This window comes from Pseudomonas sp. FeN3W (genome assembly GCA_030263805.2).
GTDB classification, from domain to species: Bacteria; Pseudomonadota; Gammaproteobacteria; order Pseudomonadales; family Pseudomonadaceae; genus Stutzerimonas; species Stutzerimonas stutzeri_G.
On the sequence record CP136010.1, the window covers coordinates 3529810 to 3547025 of the forward strand.

The window sequence follows — 17216 nt, forward strand, 5'->3', positions numbered from 1 at the left end:
TATGGCTACCCTGTTGCTGCGCTTGCAGGGGCCGATGCAATCCTGGGGCACCACCAGCCGCTTCGATGAGCGCGATACCCAGCTGGAACCCTCCAAGTCGGGCGTGCTCGGGCTGGTCTGCGCCGCGCTGGGGCGTGACCGGCAGGAGTCGGTCGAGGATCTGGCTGTCCTGCGCATGGGCGTGCGTGTCGATCACGAAGGCGTGCCGATGCGCGATTACCAGACCGCCACCGGCGTGTTGATCGCCACCGGCAAGGCGGACATGCGCCGCACCGTGGTCAGCCCGCGCTATTACCTCTCCGATGCTGCCTTTCTGGTCGGTCTGGAAGGGGCGGATGAAGCCCTGCTGACGCGCATTCATGCTGCCTTGCGAGCCCCACACTGGCCGTTGGCGCTGGGGCGCAAGAGCTTTGCGCCAGGCATGCCGGTCTGGCTGCCCGATGGCCTATCCCCTCTGTCCCTGGAGCAGGCGCTGGCTCAGTATCCTCGGCTTGCCAGTGCGCGGCGAACTGACTCGCAGCCGACCCTGCGCTGTCTGCTGGAGGATGATCAGGAGGGCGCCATCCGCCTGGATCAGCCTGTCGCACCTTTTGCCGAGCGTCGTTTCGGCCCACGCTTCGTGAAATCAGGAGTGCTGCATGTACCTGACCAGACTGACGCTTGACCCGCGCAGTGCGCAAGCTCGGCGTGATTTGGCCGATGCCTACGAGATGCACCGCACCCTGGCCCGCGCCTTCGTCACCGATGAGCACAGCGCCCCGGCTCGCTTCCTTTGGCGTTTGGAAGCGGGCGGCAATGCCTGGGCGACTCCTGCCGTATTGGTGCAGTCGTTGCGCTCGGGCGATTGGTCGGCCTTGCAGGTGTTGCCCAACTACCTGCAGCGCGAGATCGAAAGCAAACCACTCGACCTCCAGGCCTGGATCGAAGGCGGTGGGCGTTATCGCTTTCGCCTGCAGGCCAATCCGACTGTTACGCGTCAGGGCAAGCGCTATGGCCTGGTGGGGGAGGCGGAGCAGTTGGCCTGGTTGAATCGCCAGGGCGAGCGCCACGGCTTCGAGGTCGAAGCCGCCCTGGTCACGGCCAGCGACGTGTTGGCAAGCCGCAAGGGCGACAGCCGTATCAGTTTGCAGCGGGTGTGCTTCGAGGGGCGTTTGCAGGTGCGCGAGCTGACGGCGTTCAGTCGCGCACTTGAACAAGGAGTCGGCCCGGGCAAGGCATTCGGTTGCGGGCTGCTAAGCTTGGGGCGCGGCTGATGCTGCCTCCGCTCAAGCCCCTGCCGATGAAGGACCGGGTGTCGATGATCTTCGTCCAGTACGGTCAGATCGACGTGCAGGATGGCGCCTTCGTGGTGATCGACAAGACCGGCGTGCGCATGCACATCCCGGTCGGTTCGGTAGCTTGCATCATGCTCGAACCGGGTACGCGGGTATCCCACGCAGCCGTGCACCTGGCTTCCACCGTGGGTACCCTGCTGGTGTGGGTGGGCGAATCCGGTGTGCGCCTGTACGCCAGCGGCCAGCCGGGCGGGGCACGGGCGGACCGCCTGCTCTACCAGGCCAAGCTGGCGCTGGACGACGAGCTGCGCCTGAAGGTGGTGCGCAAGATGTACGAGCTGCGTTTCCAGGAGCCGGCACCGGCCCGGCGCAGTGTCGAACAACTGCGCGGCATCGAGGGCGCACGGGTGCGCGAAACCTACAGACTGCTGGCCAAGCAGTATGGGGTCGACTGGCGGGCGCGCAACTACGACAGGCAGCAATGGGATGCGGCGGACATTCCCAACCGCTGCCTGTCTGCGGCTACTTCCTGTCTGTACGGGATCGCCGAAGCGGCCGTGCTCGCGGCCGGTTACGCGCCGGCGGTGGGCTTCATCCACACCGGCAAGCCGCTGTCCTTCGTCTACGATATCGCCGACCTGTTCAAGTTCGAGACCGTGGTGCCGCTGGCCTTCCGCATCGCCGCGAAGTCGCCGCCGCAACCCGAGCGGGAAGTGCGCCTGGGCTGCCGCGACCTGTTCCGCTCCAGCAAGATCCTGGCGAAAATCATCCCCACCATTGAAGACGTGCTGTCGGCCGGCGGCATCTCGCCGCCCGAAGCGCCACCCGAGTCCGTACCGCCTGCCATCCCCAACCCTGAAAGCATCGGCGAGGCCGGGCACAGGACGCAGGGATGAGCTTTCTCGTCGTGGTTACCGAAAACGTACCGCCGCGCCTGCGTGGACGTATGGCCATCTGGCTTTTGGAGGTGCGCGCCGGTGTCTATATCGGCGATGTTTCCAAACGCACCCGCGAAATGATCTGGGAGCAACTGAGCCAGGGACATGAGGACGGCAACGTGGTGATGGCCTGGGCCAGCAACCATGAGTCCGGCTACGAATTCCAGACCCTCGGCCCCAATCGTCGCCTCCCCGTGGAGTTCGACGGCCTGCATCTGGTCGCCTTCCATCCGCTGGAAAATCCCGATCTTTAACAAGGAAAAGTTGGTAGATTTTTAGCAGCTGATTTTTCCTTTCTGGAACAGTCAGTTACGCTAAGAGTGTTCCCCGCGCATGCGGGGATGAACCAGCAGGGCGCTGCGATGCACAAGCTTCTGTCGGTGTTCCCCGCGCATGCGGGGATGAACCGCACTCAAGAACCTGTTCAAATCCCCATCCACCGTGTTCCCCGCGCATGCGGGGATGAACCGAACATCAGCCACTTCAAGAAGATCGATAAACGGTGTTCCCCGCGCATGCGGGGATGAACCGCGCCGAACCTCCAGAGATTTACCTACCCCCTCGTGTTCCCCGCGCATGCGGGGATGAACCGGTTGTTCGGCTTGATGCCTACGCCGCAGGTGCGTGTTCCCCGCGCATGCGGGGATGAACCGGTCCTCAGCCTGGCTCGCGGTGGACTTTCCCGGTGTTCCCCGCGCATGCGGGGATGAACCGTTGCCGATCCACTTGTGGCCGACCACTGCTAGGTGTTCCCCGCGCATGCGGGGATGAACCGCTGACCGAGTGGAGCGACGTCATTTGGGATCAGTGTTCCCCGCGCATGCGGGGATGAACCGGGTTAAGGGGGCGTCATGGCTGCGAGTGACTTGTGTTCCCCGCGCATGCGGGGATGAACCGTCCAGGTAGAGGTCGTATTCCTCCTGGTGCAGGTGTTCCCCGCGCATGCGGGGATGAACCGCGCTCGACCAACGCCGTGACGACGGTGGCCAGGTGTTCCCCGCGCATGCGGGGATGAACCGCGGATCTTCGAGACGCCACGGATCATGCCCAGCGTGTTCCCCGCGCATGCGGGGATGAACCGCATCTGCTGCTCGAGGCGATCGACGACCTGTTGTGTTCCCCGCGCATGCGGGGATGAACCGTGCGGCAGGCCGTAGAGGTTGAGGATGCGGTTGTGTTCCCCGCGCATGCGGGGATGAACCGACACGGGAGCCAGAAACGACGAAGCCCGACCAGTGTTCCCCGCGCCCGCGGGGCTGAACCGAACGGCACCGCAATAGCTTTCCTGCGCCCCGCACCCAGCGGGGATAGTGAACACCACGCCGAACCGAGAATCCCCCGAGCCTATCCGCCAAGAATGCCGGCAAGCAGCCGGCGGTCGATATTGGCGCCGCTGAGCACCACGGCTATGCGTTCACCGCGGTTGCGTTCCTGCTCCTGCATCGCCGCAGCCAATGCGGCGGCGCCGGCGCCTTCGGCGGTGTTGTGAGTGTCTTCGTGCAGGGCGACGATCGCCTGGCGAATCTCCGCATCATCGACCCGCACGATGCGGGTTGCACCCTGGTTGATGATCTCCAGTGCTTCGGCGGCCGGCATTCGACAGGCCATGCCGTCGGCAAAGGTGTCAGCGGTTTCGGTGCAGACGATACGGCCCTGTTCGAAGCTCTGTGCATAGGCATCCGCCGCGCTGGAGACGACGCCGATGATCTCGGTATCCAGGCCCAGCAGATCGCGTGTGCGGATCAGGCCGCAGATGCCGGAACCCATGCCGATCGGCACGTAGACACGGCGCAACGCTGGTGCCGCTTCGAAGAGCTCCAGCGCATAGGTGGCCACACCACGGATCAGGTCCGGATGTAGCGCCGGAACGAAGTGCCAGCCGCTCTGGGCAGCCAGGTCGGCGGCGTGCTGGCGGGCACTGTCGAAATCGCGGCCGTACTCGATGACCTCGGCGCCGCAGGCGCGCATCGCCGCGTTCTTTTCCGCTGAATTGCCCTCGGGTACCAGCACCTTCAGGGCAATGCCGGTCCGCTGCGCGGCCATCGCCAGGCTGATGCCGTGATTGCCGCGGGTAGCGCTGATCATGCCCGGCAGCCCGGGCTCACGCCTGAGCAGCTCGTCGACATAGAGCAGGCCGCCGCGGACCTTGAAGGCGCCGGCGGGTGTGTGGTTCTCGTGTTTGACCCACAGGTCGCAACCGAGCCGCTGGCGCAGCAGTGGCCAGTTGTACTGCGGGGTCGGCGGAATATGGCGGCCGATCAGCTCGGCGGCTTGGCGTAGGGCGGAGAGTTCGAACATGGGTGGCTCCTCGGCGGTTTGACGAGCAGCCTAGAGCGCGGCCATTGTATGGGTAAATCCTTATATTGCATGGCAGACAATGTGGCTTCCTCGGCTCATCGATAACGATCAACCGCGCTACCTGGCGCTGGTGGATGCCATTTCGAGCGCAATCGAGCAGGGCGTGCTCAAGCCCGGCGATCGCTTACCGCCGCAGCGCCGCCTGGCCTGGGCGCTGGGGCTCAACCCGAGTACGGCGATGCAGGCGTACCGCGAAGCGGCGCGGCGGCATCTGGTGGGTGGTGAGGTCGGGCGCGGCACTTACGTGCTGGCAAGCAGTCGCGAGGCCAGCCTGTTTCTGCTCAAGCAGCCGGGGGCGTTGCCGGCGCTGCTCGACCTGTCGACCAACCTGCCGGTGATCGACACGGACGATGGTGATCTGCAGCGCAGCCTGCTGGTGCTTGGCGCCTCGGTCGATCTCGCCGAATTGCAGGGTTACCCGTCGCCTGCGGCGATGCAGCGCGGACGCCTGGCGGCCAGCCAATGGTTGCGAGGGCGTGCGCTGGAGTTGCCGCCGCGGCAGTTGCTGCTCTGCGCCGGTGCGCAACAGGGCGTATTCGCCGCATTGCTGGGCTTGTGCGCACCGGGCGAACCGATTCTGGTGGAAGCACTGACCTCGCCCGGGATCAAGGCGGCCGCACGCCAGCTGCGCCTGCCGCTGCACGGCGTGGCGATGGACGAACGGGGCATCCTGCCGGAGGATTTCGATCGCCAGGTCCGCGCCACCGGTGCTCGCGTCGCCGTGCTGACGCCCTGCCTGCAGAATCCGACGGGCGTCAGCATGGATGCTGCGCGGCGTGAAGCGATCGCTGCGCTGGCGCGTCGACACGACTTGCTGATCATCGAGGACGACGTCTACGGTGCGCTCGGCGACGAGCCGCCGCTGGCATCGCTGCTGGGCGAGCGCAGCGTGCTGGTCGGCAGCCTGTCGAAGACCGTCGCGCCGGGGCTGCGCTTCGGTTTCATCGCGGCCGCCGAACCTTGGCTGGCGCGCATCGACCCGGAAGCGCAGGCCACCGGCTGGGCGCTGTCGCCGTTGTGCCTACGTGTGGCGAGCGAGTGGATCGAGGATGGCACGGCACAGCGCAGGCTGGTCTGGCAGCGTGCCCAGGTCGAGCACCGCTGGCGCATGGCGCGGAAGATGCTTGGTCCACGGCTGAGCACAGGCGCCTCGCCGCACCTGTGGTTGGCTGCTTGCACTGGCGAGATCGATCTGCCCGGTATCGCCCGTGCGGCGGGTATCGAAGGTGCGGCAGCAGGCGTCTTTGCGGTCGGCCCCGGTGCGCCGGACGCGCTACGCCTGAGTCTCAGTGCAGCGCCGGGGCTGGTTGCGCTGCAGCGTGGCTTGCAGGCGCTGGCCGGGCGGCTGGCTACTGGGCAAGCAGCTGCGGCGCTATCGCTGTCATCGATGAGCAGGCAAGATGTTTCCAACGACTGAACAAGGAATCCAGCATGAATCCAGCCGGTGATACTTTCCGCATTGCCACCAGCGCCGAAGCTGCAGTGGACTACCTTGCCGAACTGCATGAACGCGCCACCACCGCGCTCAACCAGGCGCTCAAGCGCTACGTAGCCAGCCGTACCGAGCCCAGCGCCGCGGAGCGCAACCTGTTCCGCTACCCGCAACTGCGCCTGACCTACGAATGCCACGGCGAAGTGCCGGCCTCGACCCGCGCCTATGCCAAGGTGCAGGCACCCGGTGTATACAGCGTCACGGTGACCCACCCGGCGGCGTTCCGCGCCTATCTGCTCGATCAGTTGAGGCCGCTGATCCAGGACTTCAACGTCACCGTTGAGGTCGGCATGAGCGAGCGCAACATCCCTTATCCCTACGTCATCGAGCAGGGCGACGAGCTGGCCGGTACCGGCGTGACCGCCGCCGAGCTGGCGCGGGTGTTTCCCAGCACCGACCTGTCCGCCGCGACCGACGATATCGCCGACGGGCTCTACGACTGGGAGAATGCCGACCCCTATCCGCTGGCGCTATTCGATGGCGCGCGGGTGGACTTCTCGCTGCGCCGGCTGGTGCACTACACCGGCAGCGACTGGCGCCATGTGCAGCCGTGGATCCTGCTGACCAACTACCACCGCTACGTCGACCAGTTCATCCGCCACGGCCTCGACATGCTGCGCGACGACACCCGCTTCACGCGTATGGTCTTGCCGGGCAACGTGGTCATCGAGCGCGGCATGGAGGAGGGTGAGGCGCAGGCGATCATCGGCGGGGTGATGTGGCACCGCTACCAGATGCCGGCCTATCACCTGACCGCCGACGATGGCCATGGCATCACCCTGGTCAACATCGGCGTCGGTCCTTCCAACGCGAAGAACATCACCGACCACCTGGCCGTGCTGCGCCCGCATTGCTGGCTGATGATCGGCCACTGCGGTGGGCTGCGGCAGTCGCAGTCGATCGGTGACTACGTGCTGGCCCACGCCTACATGCGCCGCGACGGCATCCTCGACCGCGTGCTGCCGCCGCACATCCCGCTGCCGGCACTGGCCGAAGTGCAGCAGGCGCTGCAGGAGTCCGCGGCCAAGGTCACCGGCGAACAGGGCGAGGCGCTGAAGAAGCGCCTGCGCACCGGCACCGTGCTGACCTACGACGACCGTAACTGGGAGCTGCGCTGGGCGCAGGAGCGGCCGCTGATCAACCTGTCGCGGGCCGTCGCGGTGGACATGGAAAGCGGCACCATCGCGGCCCAGGGCTATCGCCTGCGGGTGCCCTACGGCACGCTGCTGTGCGTATCGGACAAGCCGCTGCACAGCGAGATCAAGCTGCCCGGCTCGGCCAATGCCTTCTACGAGCGGGCCGTGACCCAGCACCTGAAGATCGGCATCACCGCGCTCGAACTGCTGCGCAACCAGCTCAACTCGTTGCACTCGCGCAAGCTGCGCAGCTTCGACGAGCCGCCATTTCGCTAGTCACTCCTCCAGCGTTTCGGTGGAGCTGGAGTCCCCCGGGGTGGGCAAGCTGTAGACCACCAGGTAATCGCCGATCTTGGTCTCCATGAAATGGTGACCGCCGGCAAAGATGGCCAGGTACTGGCGTCCGTTGACCTCGTAGGTCATCGGCGTCGCCTGGCCGCCAGCGGGCAGCACGTCCTGCCAGACCACTTCGCCGGTATCGATATCGATGGCGCGAATGAGGTCGTCCGTAGTGGCGGCAATAAAGATCAGCCCACCGGCGGTGATCACCGAGCCGCCATTGTTGGGCGTGCCGATGGTGAAGGGCAGGCGCGAGGGGATGCCGAAGGGGCCATTGTTGCGGGCGGTGCCCAGTGGCTTGTCCCACAGTACCTCACGGGTGGCCAGGTCGATGGCCATGATTCCGCCGTAGGGTGGCCGGGTGCAGGGGATACCGGTCAGGCCGTTGCGCCATGGCTTGATCGAGATGGCGTAAGGAGAGCCTGCCTGGGGCACCGGCCCGCCGGAATCGGTCGTCCCACCCGGCTCGCCCAGCGGCACCATGCCTTTCTCATCAGCCTCTTCGCGACGGATGAGCTGATCACGCATCGGCAAGTCGGTGTAGTTGGCGACAAAGATGCCGCGCTCGGGGTCCAGCGAACCACCGCCCCAGTCGTTGCCGCCGTTGTAGCCGGGGTATTGGATGAAGGGCCGCTCGACGCTCGGCGGGGTGTACATCCCCTCGTAGTCGGACTGCAGGAATTGAATCCGGCACCAGAGCTGATCCAGGGGTGAAAAGCCCCAGGCGTCGCGTTCGGTGAGCTTGGGCTTGGCGAGTGTCGGCATGCCGACCGAGAAGGGCTGAGTCGGCGACAGCTGTTCGTCGGGCAGCTTGCTGGCCGGCACCGGGCGCTCCTGCACCTCGGTGAGCGGCTCGCCGGTGCGCCGGTCAAGCACGAAGATATCGCCCTGTTTGGTCGGCAGAATGACAGCCGGGACGCTCTGGCCCTCTCCCATGGGAAAGTCGGCAAGCGTGCCCTGCGAGCCCAGGTCATAGTCCCAGACATCGTTGTGCACCGTCTGGAAAACCCAGGCGACTTCGCCGCTGGTGATGTCGAGCGCGACCAGGGCGGTGGAGTAGGGGTGCTCGTAGTCTTCTCTGTTGCCGCTGAAGTAATCCACAGCCGAATTGCCCATGGGCACGTAGACCAGGCCGAGCTCGTCGTCGGCCGAAAAGGTCGTCCAGGCATTGGGCGTGCCGCGCGTGTACTGCTCGCCCTCGGCCGGCATGCCCGTCTCGCCCGGACGCCCCATGTCCCATGCCCAGGCGAGCTCGCCGGTTTCGGCATCGTAGCCGCGGATCACCCCGGATGGCGCATCCTCCTTTTGCCCGTCGAGCACCTGGTGGCCGACCACGACCACGTTACGCACGATGGTCGGTGCCGAGGTCACCGCGACGTAGCCGGGGGGCGAATCGCCCATCCCTTCGAGCAGATTGACCTGCCCGGAGTTGCCGAAGTCCTCGCACGGCTGGCCGGTGTCTGCATCGACGGCGATCAGCCGCGCATCGAGCGTGCCCTCGATGACGCGCCGCGCGCAGGCCTGGGCCGGCTCTGGATCGGGCACCTCGTAATAGCTGACGCCCCGACAGGCTGCTGAATAGGGGATGTGATCGATCGGCACCTGTGGATCGAAGCGCCAGCGTTCGCGACCACTTCCGGCATCGAGCCCGATCAGGATATTCATGGCGCTGCACAGGTACAGCGAGTTGCCGACTTTCAGCGGGGTGTTTTCCGGGGCCCACTTGTCGTCCACTTCCGGTGGCGGCATGTCGCCGGTCTGGTACACCCAGGCGGGCTCGAGCTGGTCGACATTGTCGCGCGTGATTTGCCTGAGCGGCGAATAGCGGGTGGCTGCGTTGTCGCGGCCGTACGACGTCCAGTCCGAAGGCGCGGGGGAGGCCGCTGTCGCCCGTTCGGTGGTCGGGCTGTTCTGAGCCTGGGCGTGGTGAATGTCGGGCAGGCTTAATGTCAGCGCGGCGAGCGCGATCCAGAGGCGCATAGGTCTACCTCAATTCGAGTGGCGGCGAACCGTGGGGATGAACAGCAATGTAAGCAGCGCGATGACCGCGGGCGCGACCAGACGGGGTACCAGGGGCCAGGGCTCGAGGCCCACTTCCCAAAGTGCCCAAACCAGCGTGGCCACGAATACCAGCCAGTAGAGCCACACGCCTTGAATGCGCATGAATAACAGCAGAATGCCGGAGACCAGCATGCCGATACCGGCGGGCAGGTAATACCAGGAGCCTCCCAGCGTCACCAGCCAGAGGCCGCCCGCCGCCAGCGCCAGGCCATAGAGTGCGAGGACGATGGCAAATGCCTTCAGGGCCCAGTAGGCAAAGCCGTGCGTAGAGTAGGTGGTCAACAGCATCGCTCCCTTGTCAGTGGGTAGCCCGTTCTGCGGTGCGCTTTAAAGGCCGCACCGTAGAACGCGTCCACTAGCTTTGGTTTGTGCTGTCGCCGAGGGTTCCCGGTGATTCAGGATGGGACTGGGTTATAAGCGAGGGTTATTGTGGGCATGCCTGTCACCTATCAGGCGACCAGCAGCCAGGCGCCGGTAACCGCCGATACGGCCCCCGCGATGCGAACCAGCGGCGCTGCGGCCTGCGGCAGGCCGCGCACCAGCCCGTAGCCCAGGGCATGCAGCGCAGCGGTGGCCGCCACAAAGCCGACGGCGTAACCCCATGGGCTGGACAGCTCCGGCAGTTCCAGTCCGTGGGCGACGCCATGGCTGGCGGCGAACAGCGCGGTCAGCGCTGCGGCGACGACCAGCGGCGGGCGAATTGCCAGGGCTACCAGCAGGCCGAGGGCCAGCACCGAGCCGGCGATGCCGGTTTCCATCAGCGGCATTTCGAAACCGGCGAAGCCAGCCAGGCCGCCGAGCAGCATGGTAGCGACGAAGGTCAGCGGCAGGGCCCAGCGCGCCTTGCCGGTCTGCTGGGCTGCCCATAAGCCGACGGCAACCATCGCCAGCAGGTGGTCGAGACCGAAGATGGGGTGGGCGATGCCGGACAGCACGCCGGCATGGTCGTGGCCGGGGTGAGCCAGCGCCAGGGCCGGGCTGAGCAGCAGGAGGGTGGCGAGCAGTGGTTTGCGCAGGTTCATAAAGACTCCTTGGATTATCGGGCGGACGTCAGGCGGCGCTGAGCATTCCCTGTTTTTCGATGAAGGCGATGATCTCGTCGAGGCCCTGACCGACCTTCTGATTGCTGAAGACGAACGGGCGCTCGCCGCGCATCTTGCGGGCGTCGCGATCCATCACCTCCAGCGAGGCGCCGACCATTGGCGCCAGGTCGATCTTGTTGATCACCAGCAGGTCGGACTTGCAGATGCCCGGCCCACCCTTGCGCGGCAGCTTGTCGCCAGCGGACACATCGATCACGTAAATGGTCAGGTCCGAAAGCTCGGGGCTGAAAGTCGCCGAGAGGTTGTCGCCGCCGGACTCGACGATGATCAGATCCAGCCCAGGAAAGCGCCGGTTCAGCTGCTCGACGGCCTCGAGGTTGATCGAGGCGTCCTCACGGATCGCCGTGTGCGGGCAACCGCCAGTCTCCACGCCGATGATCCGCTCGGGCGCCAGGGCCTCATTGCGCACCAGGAACTGGGCGTCTTCCTGGGTGTAGATGTCGTTGGTCACCACGGCGAGGTTGTAGCGCTCGCGCAGGGCCTGGCACAGGGCGAGGGTCAGGGCGGTCTTGCCGGAACCGACCGGCCCGCCGATGCCGACGCGCAGGGGGTGGGTATTCATGGGGGTTCTCCTCTGGATGGCAGCTGGGGTGCATAGGGGTTGATATACGGGGATCGCCGCTGCCAGTGGGGCGGCGAGGCGATATGGGATTCGTTGGGGTGAGTTTTTTGCTCGCGTGAAAATGCTGGGCGTGTATTGGCTGTGGCCCGGGCATCGCTGTGGGGCGCCGCGCTTTCCTCGGCAGGAACTACAGGTTGCGCCTTTCACGGCGCGTCACTTTTTCTTGTGTGGCCAAGAAAAAGTAACCAAAAAGAAGGCCACCCCTGCATCCGGGTTTTGCTTCGCAAAACTTCCCTCGCTCCGATGCTGCTCCGGGGGCCGTCGCGAAGGGACATCCATGCCGACGGCGGCCCCGACCCATCACTCCTCGCTCGGCATCCATGCCTCGCGTCCCCCTGCACAACACCTGCGCTCGGCCTCCTGAAGGGGAGTCGAGACCGAGTCGTCTGGAAGATATGAAGCAAGGGAAGCGAAGCGCTTTGCTTGTTTGCGTGGGTGCGGACTAACAGGCGACGCAAAACGCCCCTTTCAGTTGGCCGAATGGATTCCGCGCGGAGGGGCGCGACGTCCGTAGGGTGGGTAACGCGAAGCTTACCCACCGTTTTGAAAAGTAATCCGCCATGGCCCGGCGAGAACTTGCTTGTAGCCAGCGGTGGAAAATGCTGCGCAGTTTTCCACCCTACATTGCGTCGCACGGGCATTTGCTTTTCCCTCCGCGGCCTGACAGGCAACACCCGATTCCCCTTCAGGAGGGTGAGCGGAATCGTTGCGTAAGGGGATGAGCCGCATGGACGCGGCGAAAGGACTGAGGCGTCCCCGCTTAAAGGGCCATGGATGGCCCTTGTAAGCCGACCCCTGGAGCGGCGATGGAGTGAATGAACCCTGCGCGTAGCGCAGGGCCGGATGCTGGGGCGCGCTTTCTTTTGCTTACTTTTCTTTGCGCGTGCAAAGAAAAGTAAGGCGCCGTGAGAGGCGCAACCTGTCGCTCGCGCCGAGGAAAGCGCGGAGCGCCGGCACTCAGGCAGAAAACCAACAGTTTCGCGGCCAGGATTCCTTCGCGTTGGTTCGGTGAACACCGTGCGCCACGAGTGACCATCGGGTTCGTGAGCAGCGCTCGCTCCTACAGACGCGCACGGCAAAGCCGGACTCGATCTAGTCATGACCTAAACAACCGACTGTACTGCCGCTCATGCGCCATGCTGGTCAGCACCAGTCCAAACGGCGCACTACCCCATTCCCGCTCCGGCAGCTCGCTGGCCTCCCGCTGCGCCCGGCTTAGAACCGGCAACAGCTGCGAGGTCAACCGCTGAGCAGCCTGCTGCCCCAGCGGCAACGTCTTCATCAGCACCGCCAGCTGGTTTTCCAGCCAGCCCCACAACCAGGCGGCGAGGGCGTCGGCGGGCGTGATCCGCCAGGCACGGGCGGCCAGTGCCCAGGCGAGAGCCAGACCGGGCTCGCCGGCAGCCGCGAGGCAGTCACGTGCTGGCGGGTCGAGCTCTGGCAGGCCGTCGAGCAGCTGCGTCAGGGAATAGCCCATCTGCCGGCTTTCCAGCTGCAGCTCGCGGGTTTCGCGGCTGGCGCGGTGTTCTGCGGCCAGTTGCAACAGGTGCGGCCAATCGTTCTGTGCCGCCGCTTCGCAATGGGCCAGCAGCAGCGGTGCCTCGAAGCGGGCGAGGTTGAGCAGCAGTTGGTCCTCCAGCCAACGCCGGGCGCTGGGCGGGTCGTTCACCTGGCCGTTCTCCACCGCCATCTCCAGCCCTTGGGAATAGCTGTAGCCGCCGATAGGCAACTGCGGGCTGGCCAGCCGGAGCAATGCCCAGGCCGAGCCGGGAGCGGCCGTCGCGTTCACGGGCGTACGCCGAACTGGTGCAGGCGCGGTGCGTAGCTGAACTCCGCTTCGCCAGCGTGGGAATGGTGATGGCCGCCACCGTAGGCGCCATGCTCCGGCTGGAAGGGCGCCTCGATGTGTTCAACGCTGGCGCCCAGCTGCAACAGCATGTCTCTGAGTACGTAGTCGTCGAGCAGCCGCAGCCAGCCGTCACCGACCTGCAGGGCGACATGGCGGTTGCCCAGATGATAGGCCGCGCGGGTCAGTTCGAAAGCGCTGGCGCAGGTGACATGCAGCAGCTGCTCGGGGCGTGCGCGTACGCGCACGACACGGCCATCACCGGCGAGCAGGCATTCGCCATCGTGCAGCGGCGGCTGGCCGCGTTCGAGAAACAGGCCGACGTCTTCGCCGCTGGTACTGAAGCAGCGCAGGCGACTCTTGCTGCGCGCGTCGTAGGTCAGTTCGAGTTCGGCCTGCCACTCGGGGCGGGCCTCGATGCGTTGGCGAATCACCAGCATGTGCAGAGTTCCGGTCGGATCGTTTCCGGAACAAGAGCAAGTGGCTTGCCAACCGGCCCCATATATCGCGATCGCGGTCGCTATCGGGCCCGCGTGCCTGATAATGGGGCTTTTGGTGCACCGTCATGGTGCGACTGTCGGAGGCTGATCTAGTGCGTGCGCCTTACTGGTGCAGGTCGCGCACCATGTACACCGCTGGGATCTGATAACTAGCCAGATTTCCGGCCTGCGGCGGGTCGAGTTCGTCGTGGGCTTCGTAGCCCAGGCGCGACCAGAAGCCGGTGGAATCCTGCACCGACACCAGTGCCGAATAGCGCAACTGTGCGGCACCGGCCTGTTGCAGGTTGTGCCGCACCAGTGCCGGGCCGATGCCGCGGCCGGCGGCGCGCTTGGCCACGGCCAGGTCGTGCAGATAGAGACAATCGGCTTCGCCGTCGGTGCAGAACTCCCCGTCCAGCGGCGTCACTTTGCCCAGGCGCGAGTGATAGGCGAACAGGTAGGCGCATACGCCCTCGTCATCCTCGGCCACCCACGCCAGCTGTGGAAACGCCGCCAGACGCGAACGGATCACCGCCTCGTCTTCGAGGACCTCGGCGGCATAGGATTCTTCCTGGATCGCCAGGACGGCAGGGATATCGCGCTCCTGCATCGCTCTCAACTGGTACATCACGACTACACTCGAACGCCGCGAAACGCCGCGCGACTCGGCAAAAAGCCGGCGATCATACGCGAAATACCGGTGCTCCGCTTGCCGCCGGGCGGCGCATCCACAGCGGGACAGTCGCGGCCGTGTTCGAGCTCAGGTGAAAGGTTTCAGCTGATTGGTGCAGCGGTGCGACAAGATGACAGGCATAATGGTTAGCCTGCTAACAAGTGGTTTGAGGCCTGCGTTGAACGATCACCACCACCCGCTCTACGGCGTCCTGCTGATATTGCTGTCGGGTCTGTTGCTGGCCAGTCATGACGGGCTGGCCAAGCACCTCTCGGAAATCTACCCCGTGTTCCTGGTCATCTGGGCTCGTTACATCGCGCAGACAGTGCTGATGACCGCGCTGTTCGTACCGCGCATGGGCCAGCGCGTGTTTCGCACCCTGCGCCCGTGGCCGCAATTACTGCGCGGGCTGAGCCTGGTCAGCGTGAGTCTGCTGTTCATCAACGGCCTGCATTTCATCCCGCTGGCCGAAGCCACCGCGGTGATCTTTCTGACCCCGGTGCTGGTGACCATCGCCTCGGCGCTGCTGGGCGAGCGAGTCAGCCGCAGCCAGTGGCTGGCCGTGGGCTTCGGTCTGCTCGGGGTGGTGATCATCGTGCGCCCCGGTTCGGCGCTGTTCACACCGGCGGTGCTGTTGCCCTTCGGCGCGGCGTTGTCGTTCACCGTGTATCAGCTGGTGACCCGGCGCCTGGCCGGTACCGACCATCCGGTGACCAGCAACTACCTGACCAGCCTGGTCGGTTGCGTGACCCTGAGCGTATTGGTGGTCTTCAACTGGCGGACGCCAACGCTGCACGACGCGCTGCTGATGGGCGCGCTCGGTGGCATGGCAATGCTCGGCCACCTGCTGCTGACCAATGCCTTCCGCTTCGCCAGCGCGGCGACCCTGGCGCCATTCACCTACGGCCAGATCGTCTTCGCTGGGGTGGTCGGCTATGTTGCCTTCGATCATGCGCCGGATGCGGGGGCGCTGATCGGTATGGCGGTGATCATCGCCAGCGGCCTGTGCATGGCCTATGTGCAGCGCCGCCAGGGGCCGGCCGAGAGATAAACAGCGAAAATGTGCCATTCGGCCGACCAGGCAGCTTCTCAACAACACTGAAATGAAAAGACAGGGCGAATCGACCCTTGCGTGCACCCATGGAGCCTATATGCCGCGACTCTCTCATCACGACCTGCGCCGCAACTTTCGCGAGCTGCTGAACGCCGACCGCTGCTTCCACACCGCCTCGGTGTTCGACCCGATGTCCGCGCGCATCGCCGCCGACCTCGGTTTCGAAGTGGGCATCCTCGGCGGCTCGGTGGCCTCGCTGCAGGTCCTCGCCGCGCCGGACTTCAACCTCATCACCTTGAGCGAGTTCGTCGAGCAGGCCACGCGCATCTGCCGCGTCGCCCAGCTGCCGGTACTGGCCGACGCCGACCATGGCTACGGCAACGCGCTGAACGTGATGCGCACCGTTTCCGAACTGGAGCGCGCCGGAATTTCCGCGCTGACCATCGAGGACACCCTGCTGCCGCCGAAATTCGGTCGCCGCTCCACCGACCTCATCGGCATGTTCGAGGCGGTTGGCAAGATCCGTGCGGCGCTGGAGGCGCGAGTCGACCCGGAAATGGCCATCATCGGCCGGACCAATGCCGGCGTGATCGGCTTCGAGGAAGTCATCGCCCGCGCCCAGGCCTACGAGAAGGCCGGCGCCGATGCCATCTGCCTGGTCGGCATCGAGGACTTCGACCATCTGGAAAGCATCGCCAGCCAGCTCAGCAAGCCGCTGATGCTGGTCACCTACGGCAACCCCAACCTGCGCGACAACGCGCGGCTGGCGGCGCTCGGCGTGCGCATCGTGGTCAATGGCCATGCCGCCTACTTCGCAGCGATCAAGGCCACCTACGATTGCCTGCGCGAGCAGCGCCAGGTCGATGCACTGGACCTGAATGCCTCGCAGCTGTCGGTCAAATACTCCACGGCCGATGAATACGTCGTTTGGGCCGAGGAATACATGCAGGTCAAGGAATAGCCGCGCTCAGAACAGCTGCCGCTCGGCGCGGAAGGTCAGCAGGCCGTCGCAGCGCGGGTTCTGTCCCGAGTAGGCGCTGCACGCCTGGCCGCTCAGGCTGGAGTCGCTGTAGGACAGATTCAGCTGCAGGCCCAGCCAGGGCCGCGAGAGGTCGAGCGACCAGTCGCTGAACATGTCCACGCTGCCGCCACCGTCGAGATAATGCGGTGTGGCCAGCGCGTGGCTCGAGTACTTCACGCGGACGCCGACGGCGAAAGGCGTCACCGTGCCCAGGTCCAGATAAAGCGTGCTGTCGGTACGCCCGGCGGCGCTGTTCAGCGCCGCGCCGAGGCGCCGGTCGCCCAGCGTCAGGCCACCGTAGTATTCGTGACGATCCCATTCGGGCAGTTCCGGAAAGCTGTAGCGCATCAGGCCGATCTCGTAGCCGAGTTGATCCTGATCGTTCTGCTGCGCATAGCCGAGATAGGAATTCACCTCGAGTTGCCTACCGTCGACCAACCCGACGCTGGGGGACCACTGCCCGACATATAGCCCGCTGGCATGGGTGAGATCGAGTCCGCCATGGAATGCATTGCCGGTGCTCGGTTGCACCAGCCCCTGAGCCATGCTGCGGGCGGGCTCGGTGCCCAGTTTGAGGTCGAAGGTGCCCAGTTCGCGCTCAAGCACCTGTGGTTCGCTGGCGCAGCCCGCTGCCAGGAGCAGGCTGGTTATGGTCGGTAAGATGCGCTTCATGCTGGCTGCCCTGCCGGTTCGCAAATGCCCGAGGCGCTGAGCCGTCGGCGTGAACCGGGGCAGGATAGGCGACTATGCCGCCCGGTCAGCGCCATCCGTCGATTGCCCGGCGTCATTCGATGGGCGGTATCGCCTGGGGTGAGCATCC

Annotated in this window: 17 protein-coding genes and 1 CRISPR repeat array; of the genes, 8 read left to right on the forward strand and 9 right to left on the reverse strand. The window is 65.5% G+C overall.

The window, feature by feature from the left end; all coding sequences use genetic code 11:
• Position 1: 1 nt before the first annotated feature.
• Genes cas5e through cas2e form a run of 4 tightly spaced genes read left to right on the forward strand, consistent with a single transcriptional unit; the run spans position 2 to position 2466 of the window.
• On the forward strand, positions 2–664 hold the full coding sequence (gene cas5e / locus P5704_016590; GenBank protein WOF77656.1) for a type I-E CRISPR-associated protein Cas5/CasD: 663 nt from the start codon (positions 2–4) through the stop codon (positions 662–664).
• Positions 639–1253, forward strand: coding sequence for a type I-E CRISPR-associated protein Cas6/Cse3/CasE (gene cas6e / locus P5704_016595; protein ID WOF77657.1), 615 nt, complete (start codon positions 639–641; stop codon positions 1251–1253). The genes cas5e and cas6e overlap by 26 nt, the downstream gene beginning before the upstream one ends.
• Complete coding sequence (cas1e, locus tag P5704_016600) at positions 1253–2170, forward strand: type I-E CRISPR-associated endonuclease Cas1e (GenBank protein WOF77658.1); 918 nt, start codon at positions 1253–1255, stop codon at positions 2168–2170. Before cas6e ends, cas1e begins: the two co-directional genes overlap by 1 nt.
• Positions 2167–2466: a type I-E CRISPR-associated endoribonuclease Cas2e gene (cas2e, locus tag P5704_016605; protein ID WOF77659.1), complete on the forward strand. Its 300-nt coding sequence runs from the start codon at positions 2167–2169 to the stop codon at positions 2464–2466. The genes cas1e and cas2e overlap by 4 nt, the downstream gene beginning before the upstream one ends.
• Before the next feature lie 66 nt (positions 2467–2532).
• Positions 2533–3476: a CRISPR direct-repeat array (repeat unit 29 nt; unit sequence GTGTTCCCCGCGCATGCGGGGATGAACCG).
• A gap of 80 nt (positions 3477–3556) precedes the next feature.
• On the opposite strand, the gene P5704_016610 is transcribed toward cas2e, so the two are convergent.
• Positions 3557–4510 carry a threonine dehydratase gene (locus P5704_016610; protein ID WOF77660.1) on the reverse strand — a complete coding sequence of 318 codons (954 nt, stop codon included), beginning with the start codon at positions 4508–4510 and terminating at the stop codon, positions 3557–3559.
• Between the two features lie 79 nt (positions 4511–4589).
• Here P5704_016610 and P5704_016615 point away from each other — a divergent pair, with 79 nt between their 5' ends.
• Both P5704_016615 and amn read left to right on the forward strand, forming a co-directional pair.
• A complete protein-coding gene (locus P5704_016615; GenBank protein ID WOF77661.1) occupies positions 4590–5987 on the forward strand; it encodes a PLP-dependent aminotransferase family protein in 1398 nt (465 codons plus the stop codon).
• Positions 5988–6001: 14 nt separating this feature from the next.
• Positions 6002–7474: an AMP nucleosidase gene (gene amn, locus P5704_016620; GenBank protein WOF77662.1), complete on the forward strand. Its 1473-nt coding sequence runs from the start codon at positions 6002–6004 to the stop codon at positions 7472–7474.
• Here amn and P5704_016625 read toward each other — a convergent pair whose 3' ends face one another.
• From P5704_016625 to P5704_016655, 7 genes are all read right to left on the reverse strand, one after another.
• Positions 7475–9517 (reverse strand): membrane-bound PQQ-dependent dehydrogenase, glucose/quinate/shikimate family, encoded by a 2043-nt coding sequence (locus P5704_016625; protein WOF77663.1) that lies wholly within the window; start codon positions 9515–9517, stop codon positions 7475–7477.
• Between the two features lie 9 nt (positions 9518–9526).
• Entirely contained in the window at positions 9527–9886 is a 360-nt protein-coding gene (locus P5704_016630) for a glucose dehydrogenase (GenBank protein WOF77664.1), read from the reverse strand.
• 161 nt (positions 9887–10047) lie between these two features.
• A complete protein-coding gene (locus P5704_016635; protein ID WOF77665.1) occupies positions 10048–10620 on the reverse strand; it encodes a HupE/UreJ family protein in 573 nt (190 codons plus the stop codon).
• Between the two features lie 28 nt (positions 10621–10648).
• Complete coding sequence (gene ureG, locus P5704_016640; GenBank protein WOF77666.1) at positions 10649–11263, reverse strand: urease accessory protein UreG; 615 nt, start codon at positions 11261–11263, stop codon at positions 10649–10651.
• A gap of 1156 nt (positions 11264–12419) precedes the next feature.
• Complete coding sequence (locus P5704_016645; protein ID WOF77667.1) at positions 12420–13112, reverse strand: urease accessory UreF family protein; 693 nt, start codon at positions 13110–13112, stop codon at positions 12420–12422.
• Positions 13109–13609 (reverse strand): urease accessory protein UreE, encoded by a 501-nt coding sequence (gene ureE, locus P5704_016650; protein WOF77668.1) that lies wholly within the window; start codon positions 13607–13609, stop codon positions 13109–13111. Before ureE ends, P5704_016645 begins: the two co-directional genes overlap by 4 nt.
• A gap of 163 nt (positions 13610–13772) precedes the next feature.
• Positions 13773–14258 (reverse strand): GNAT family N-acetyltransferase, encoded by a 486-nt coding sequence (locus P5704_016655; GenBank protein ID WOF81264.1) that lies wholly within the window; start codon positions 14256–14258, stop codon positions 13773–13775.
• A 241-nt stretch (positions 14259–14499) separates the two neighbouring features.
• Between P5704_016655 and P5704_016660 the strand changes: the two genes are divergently transcribed.
• Complete coding sequence (locus P5704_016660) at positions 14500–15372, forward strand: DMT family transporter (protein WOF77669.1); 873 nt, start codon at positions 14500–14502, stop codon at positions 15370–15372.
• A 100-nt stretch (positions 15373–15472) separates the two neighbouring features.
• Positions 15473–16336, forward strand: coding sequence for an oxaloacetate decarboxylase (locus P5704_016665; protein ID WOF77670.1), 864 nt, complete (start codon positions 15473–15475; stop codon positions 16334–16336).
• A 6-nt stretch (positions 16337–16342) separates the two neighbouring features.
• On the opposite strand, the gene P5704_016670 is transcribed toward P5704_016665, so the two are convergent.
• Positions 16343–17068, reverse strand: coding sequence for a TorF family putative porin (locus P5704_016670; GenBank protein WOF77671.1), 726 nt, complete (start codon positions 17066–17068; stop codon positions 16343–16345).
• Positions 17069–17216 lie beyond the last annotated feature (148 nt).

Excerpts from the sequence above, each read along its gene's own strand:
- P5704_016635 (WOF77665.1), bottom strand. The coding sequence starts at position 10,620 with ATGAACCTGCGCAAACCACTGCTCGCCACCCTCCTGCTGCTCAGCCCG.
- P5704_016655 (WOF81264.1), bottom strand. The coding sequence starts at position 14,258 with ATGCAGGAGCGCGATATCCCTGCCGTCCTGGCGATCCAGGAAGAATCC.
- cas2e (WOF77659.1), top strand. The coding sequence starts at position 2,167 with ATGAGCTTTCTCGTCGTGGTTACCGAAAACGTACCGCCGCGCCTGCGT.
- P5704_016610 (WOF77660.1), bottom strand. The coding sequence starts at position 4,510 with ATGTTCGAACTCTCCGCCCTACGCCAAGCCGCCGAGCTGATCGGCCGC.
- ureE (WOF77668.1), bottom strand. The coding sequence starts at position 13,609 with ATGCTGGTGATTCGCCAACGCATCGAGGCCCGCCCCGAGTGGCAGGCC.
- ureG (WOF77666.1), bottom strand. The coding sequence starts at position 11,263 with ATGAATACCCACCCCCTGCGCGTCGGCATCGGCGGGCCGGTCGGTTCC.
- cas5e (WOF77656.1), top strand. The coding sequence starts at position 2 with ATGGCTACCCTGTTGCTGCGCTTGCAGGGGCCGATGCAATCCTGGGGC.
- cas6e (WOF77657.1), top strand. The coding sequence starts at position 639 with ATGTACCTGACCAGACTGACGCTTGACCCGCGCAGTGCGCAAGCTCGG.
- P5704_016665 (WOF77670.1), top strand. The coding sequence starts at position 15,473 with ATGCCGCGACTCTCTCATCACGACCTGCGCCGCAACTTTCGCGAGCTG.
- amn (WOF77662.1), top strand. The coding sequence starts at position 6,002 with ATGAATCCAGCCGGTGATACTTTCCGCATTGCCACCAGCGCCGAAGCT.
- cas1e (WOF77658.1), top strand. The coding sequence starts at position 1,253 with ATGCTGCCTCCGCTCAAGCCCCTGCCGATGAAGGACCGGGTGTCGATG.
- P5704_016630 (WOF77664.1), bottom strand. The coding sequence starts at position 9,886 with ATGCTGTTGACCACCTACTCTACGCACGGCTTTGCCTACTGGGCCCTG.
- P5704_016615 (WOF77661.1), top strand. The coding sequence starts at position 4,590 with ATGTGGCTTCCTCGGCTCATCGATAACGATCAACCGCGCTACCTGGCG.
- P5704_016670 (WOF77671.1), bottom strand. The coding sequence starts at position 17,068 with ATGAAGCGCATCTTACCGACCATAACCAGCCTGCTCCTGGCAGCGGGC.
- P5704_016625 (WOF77663.1), bottom strand. The coding sequence starts at position 9,517 with ATGCGCCTCTGGATCGCGCTCGCCGCGCTGACATTAAGCCTGCCCGAC.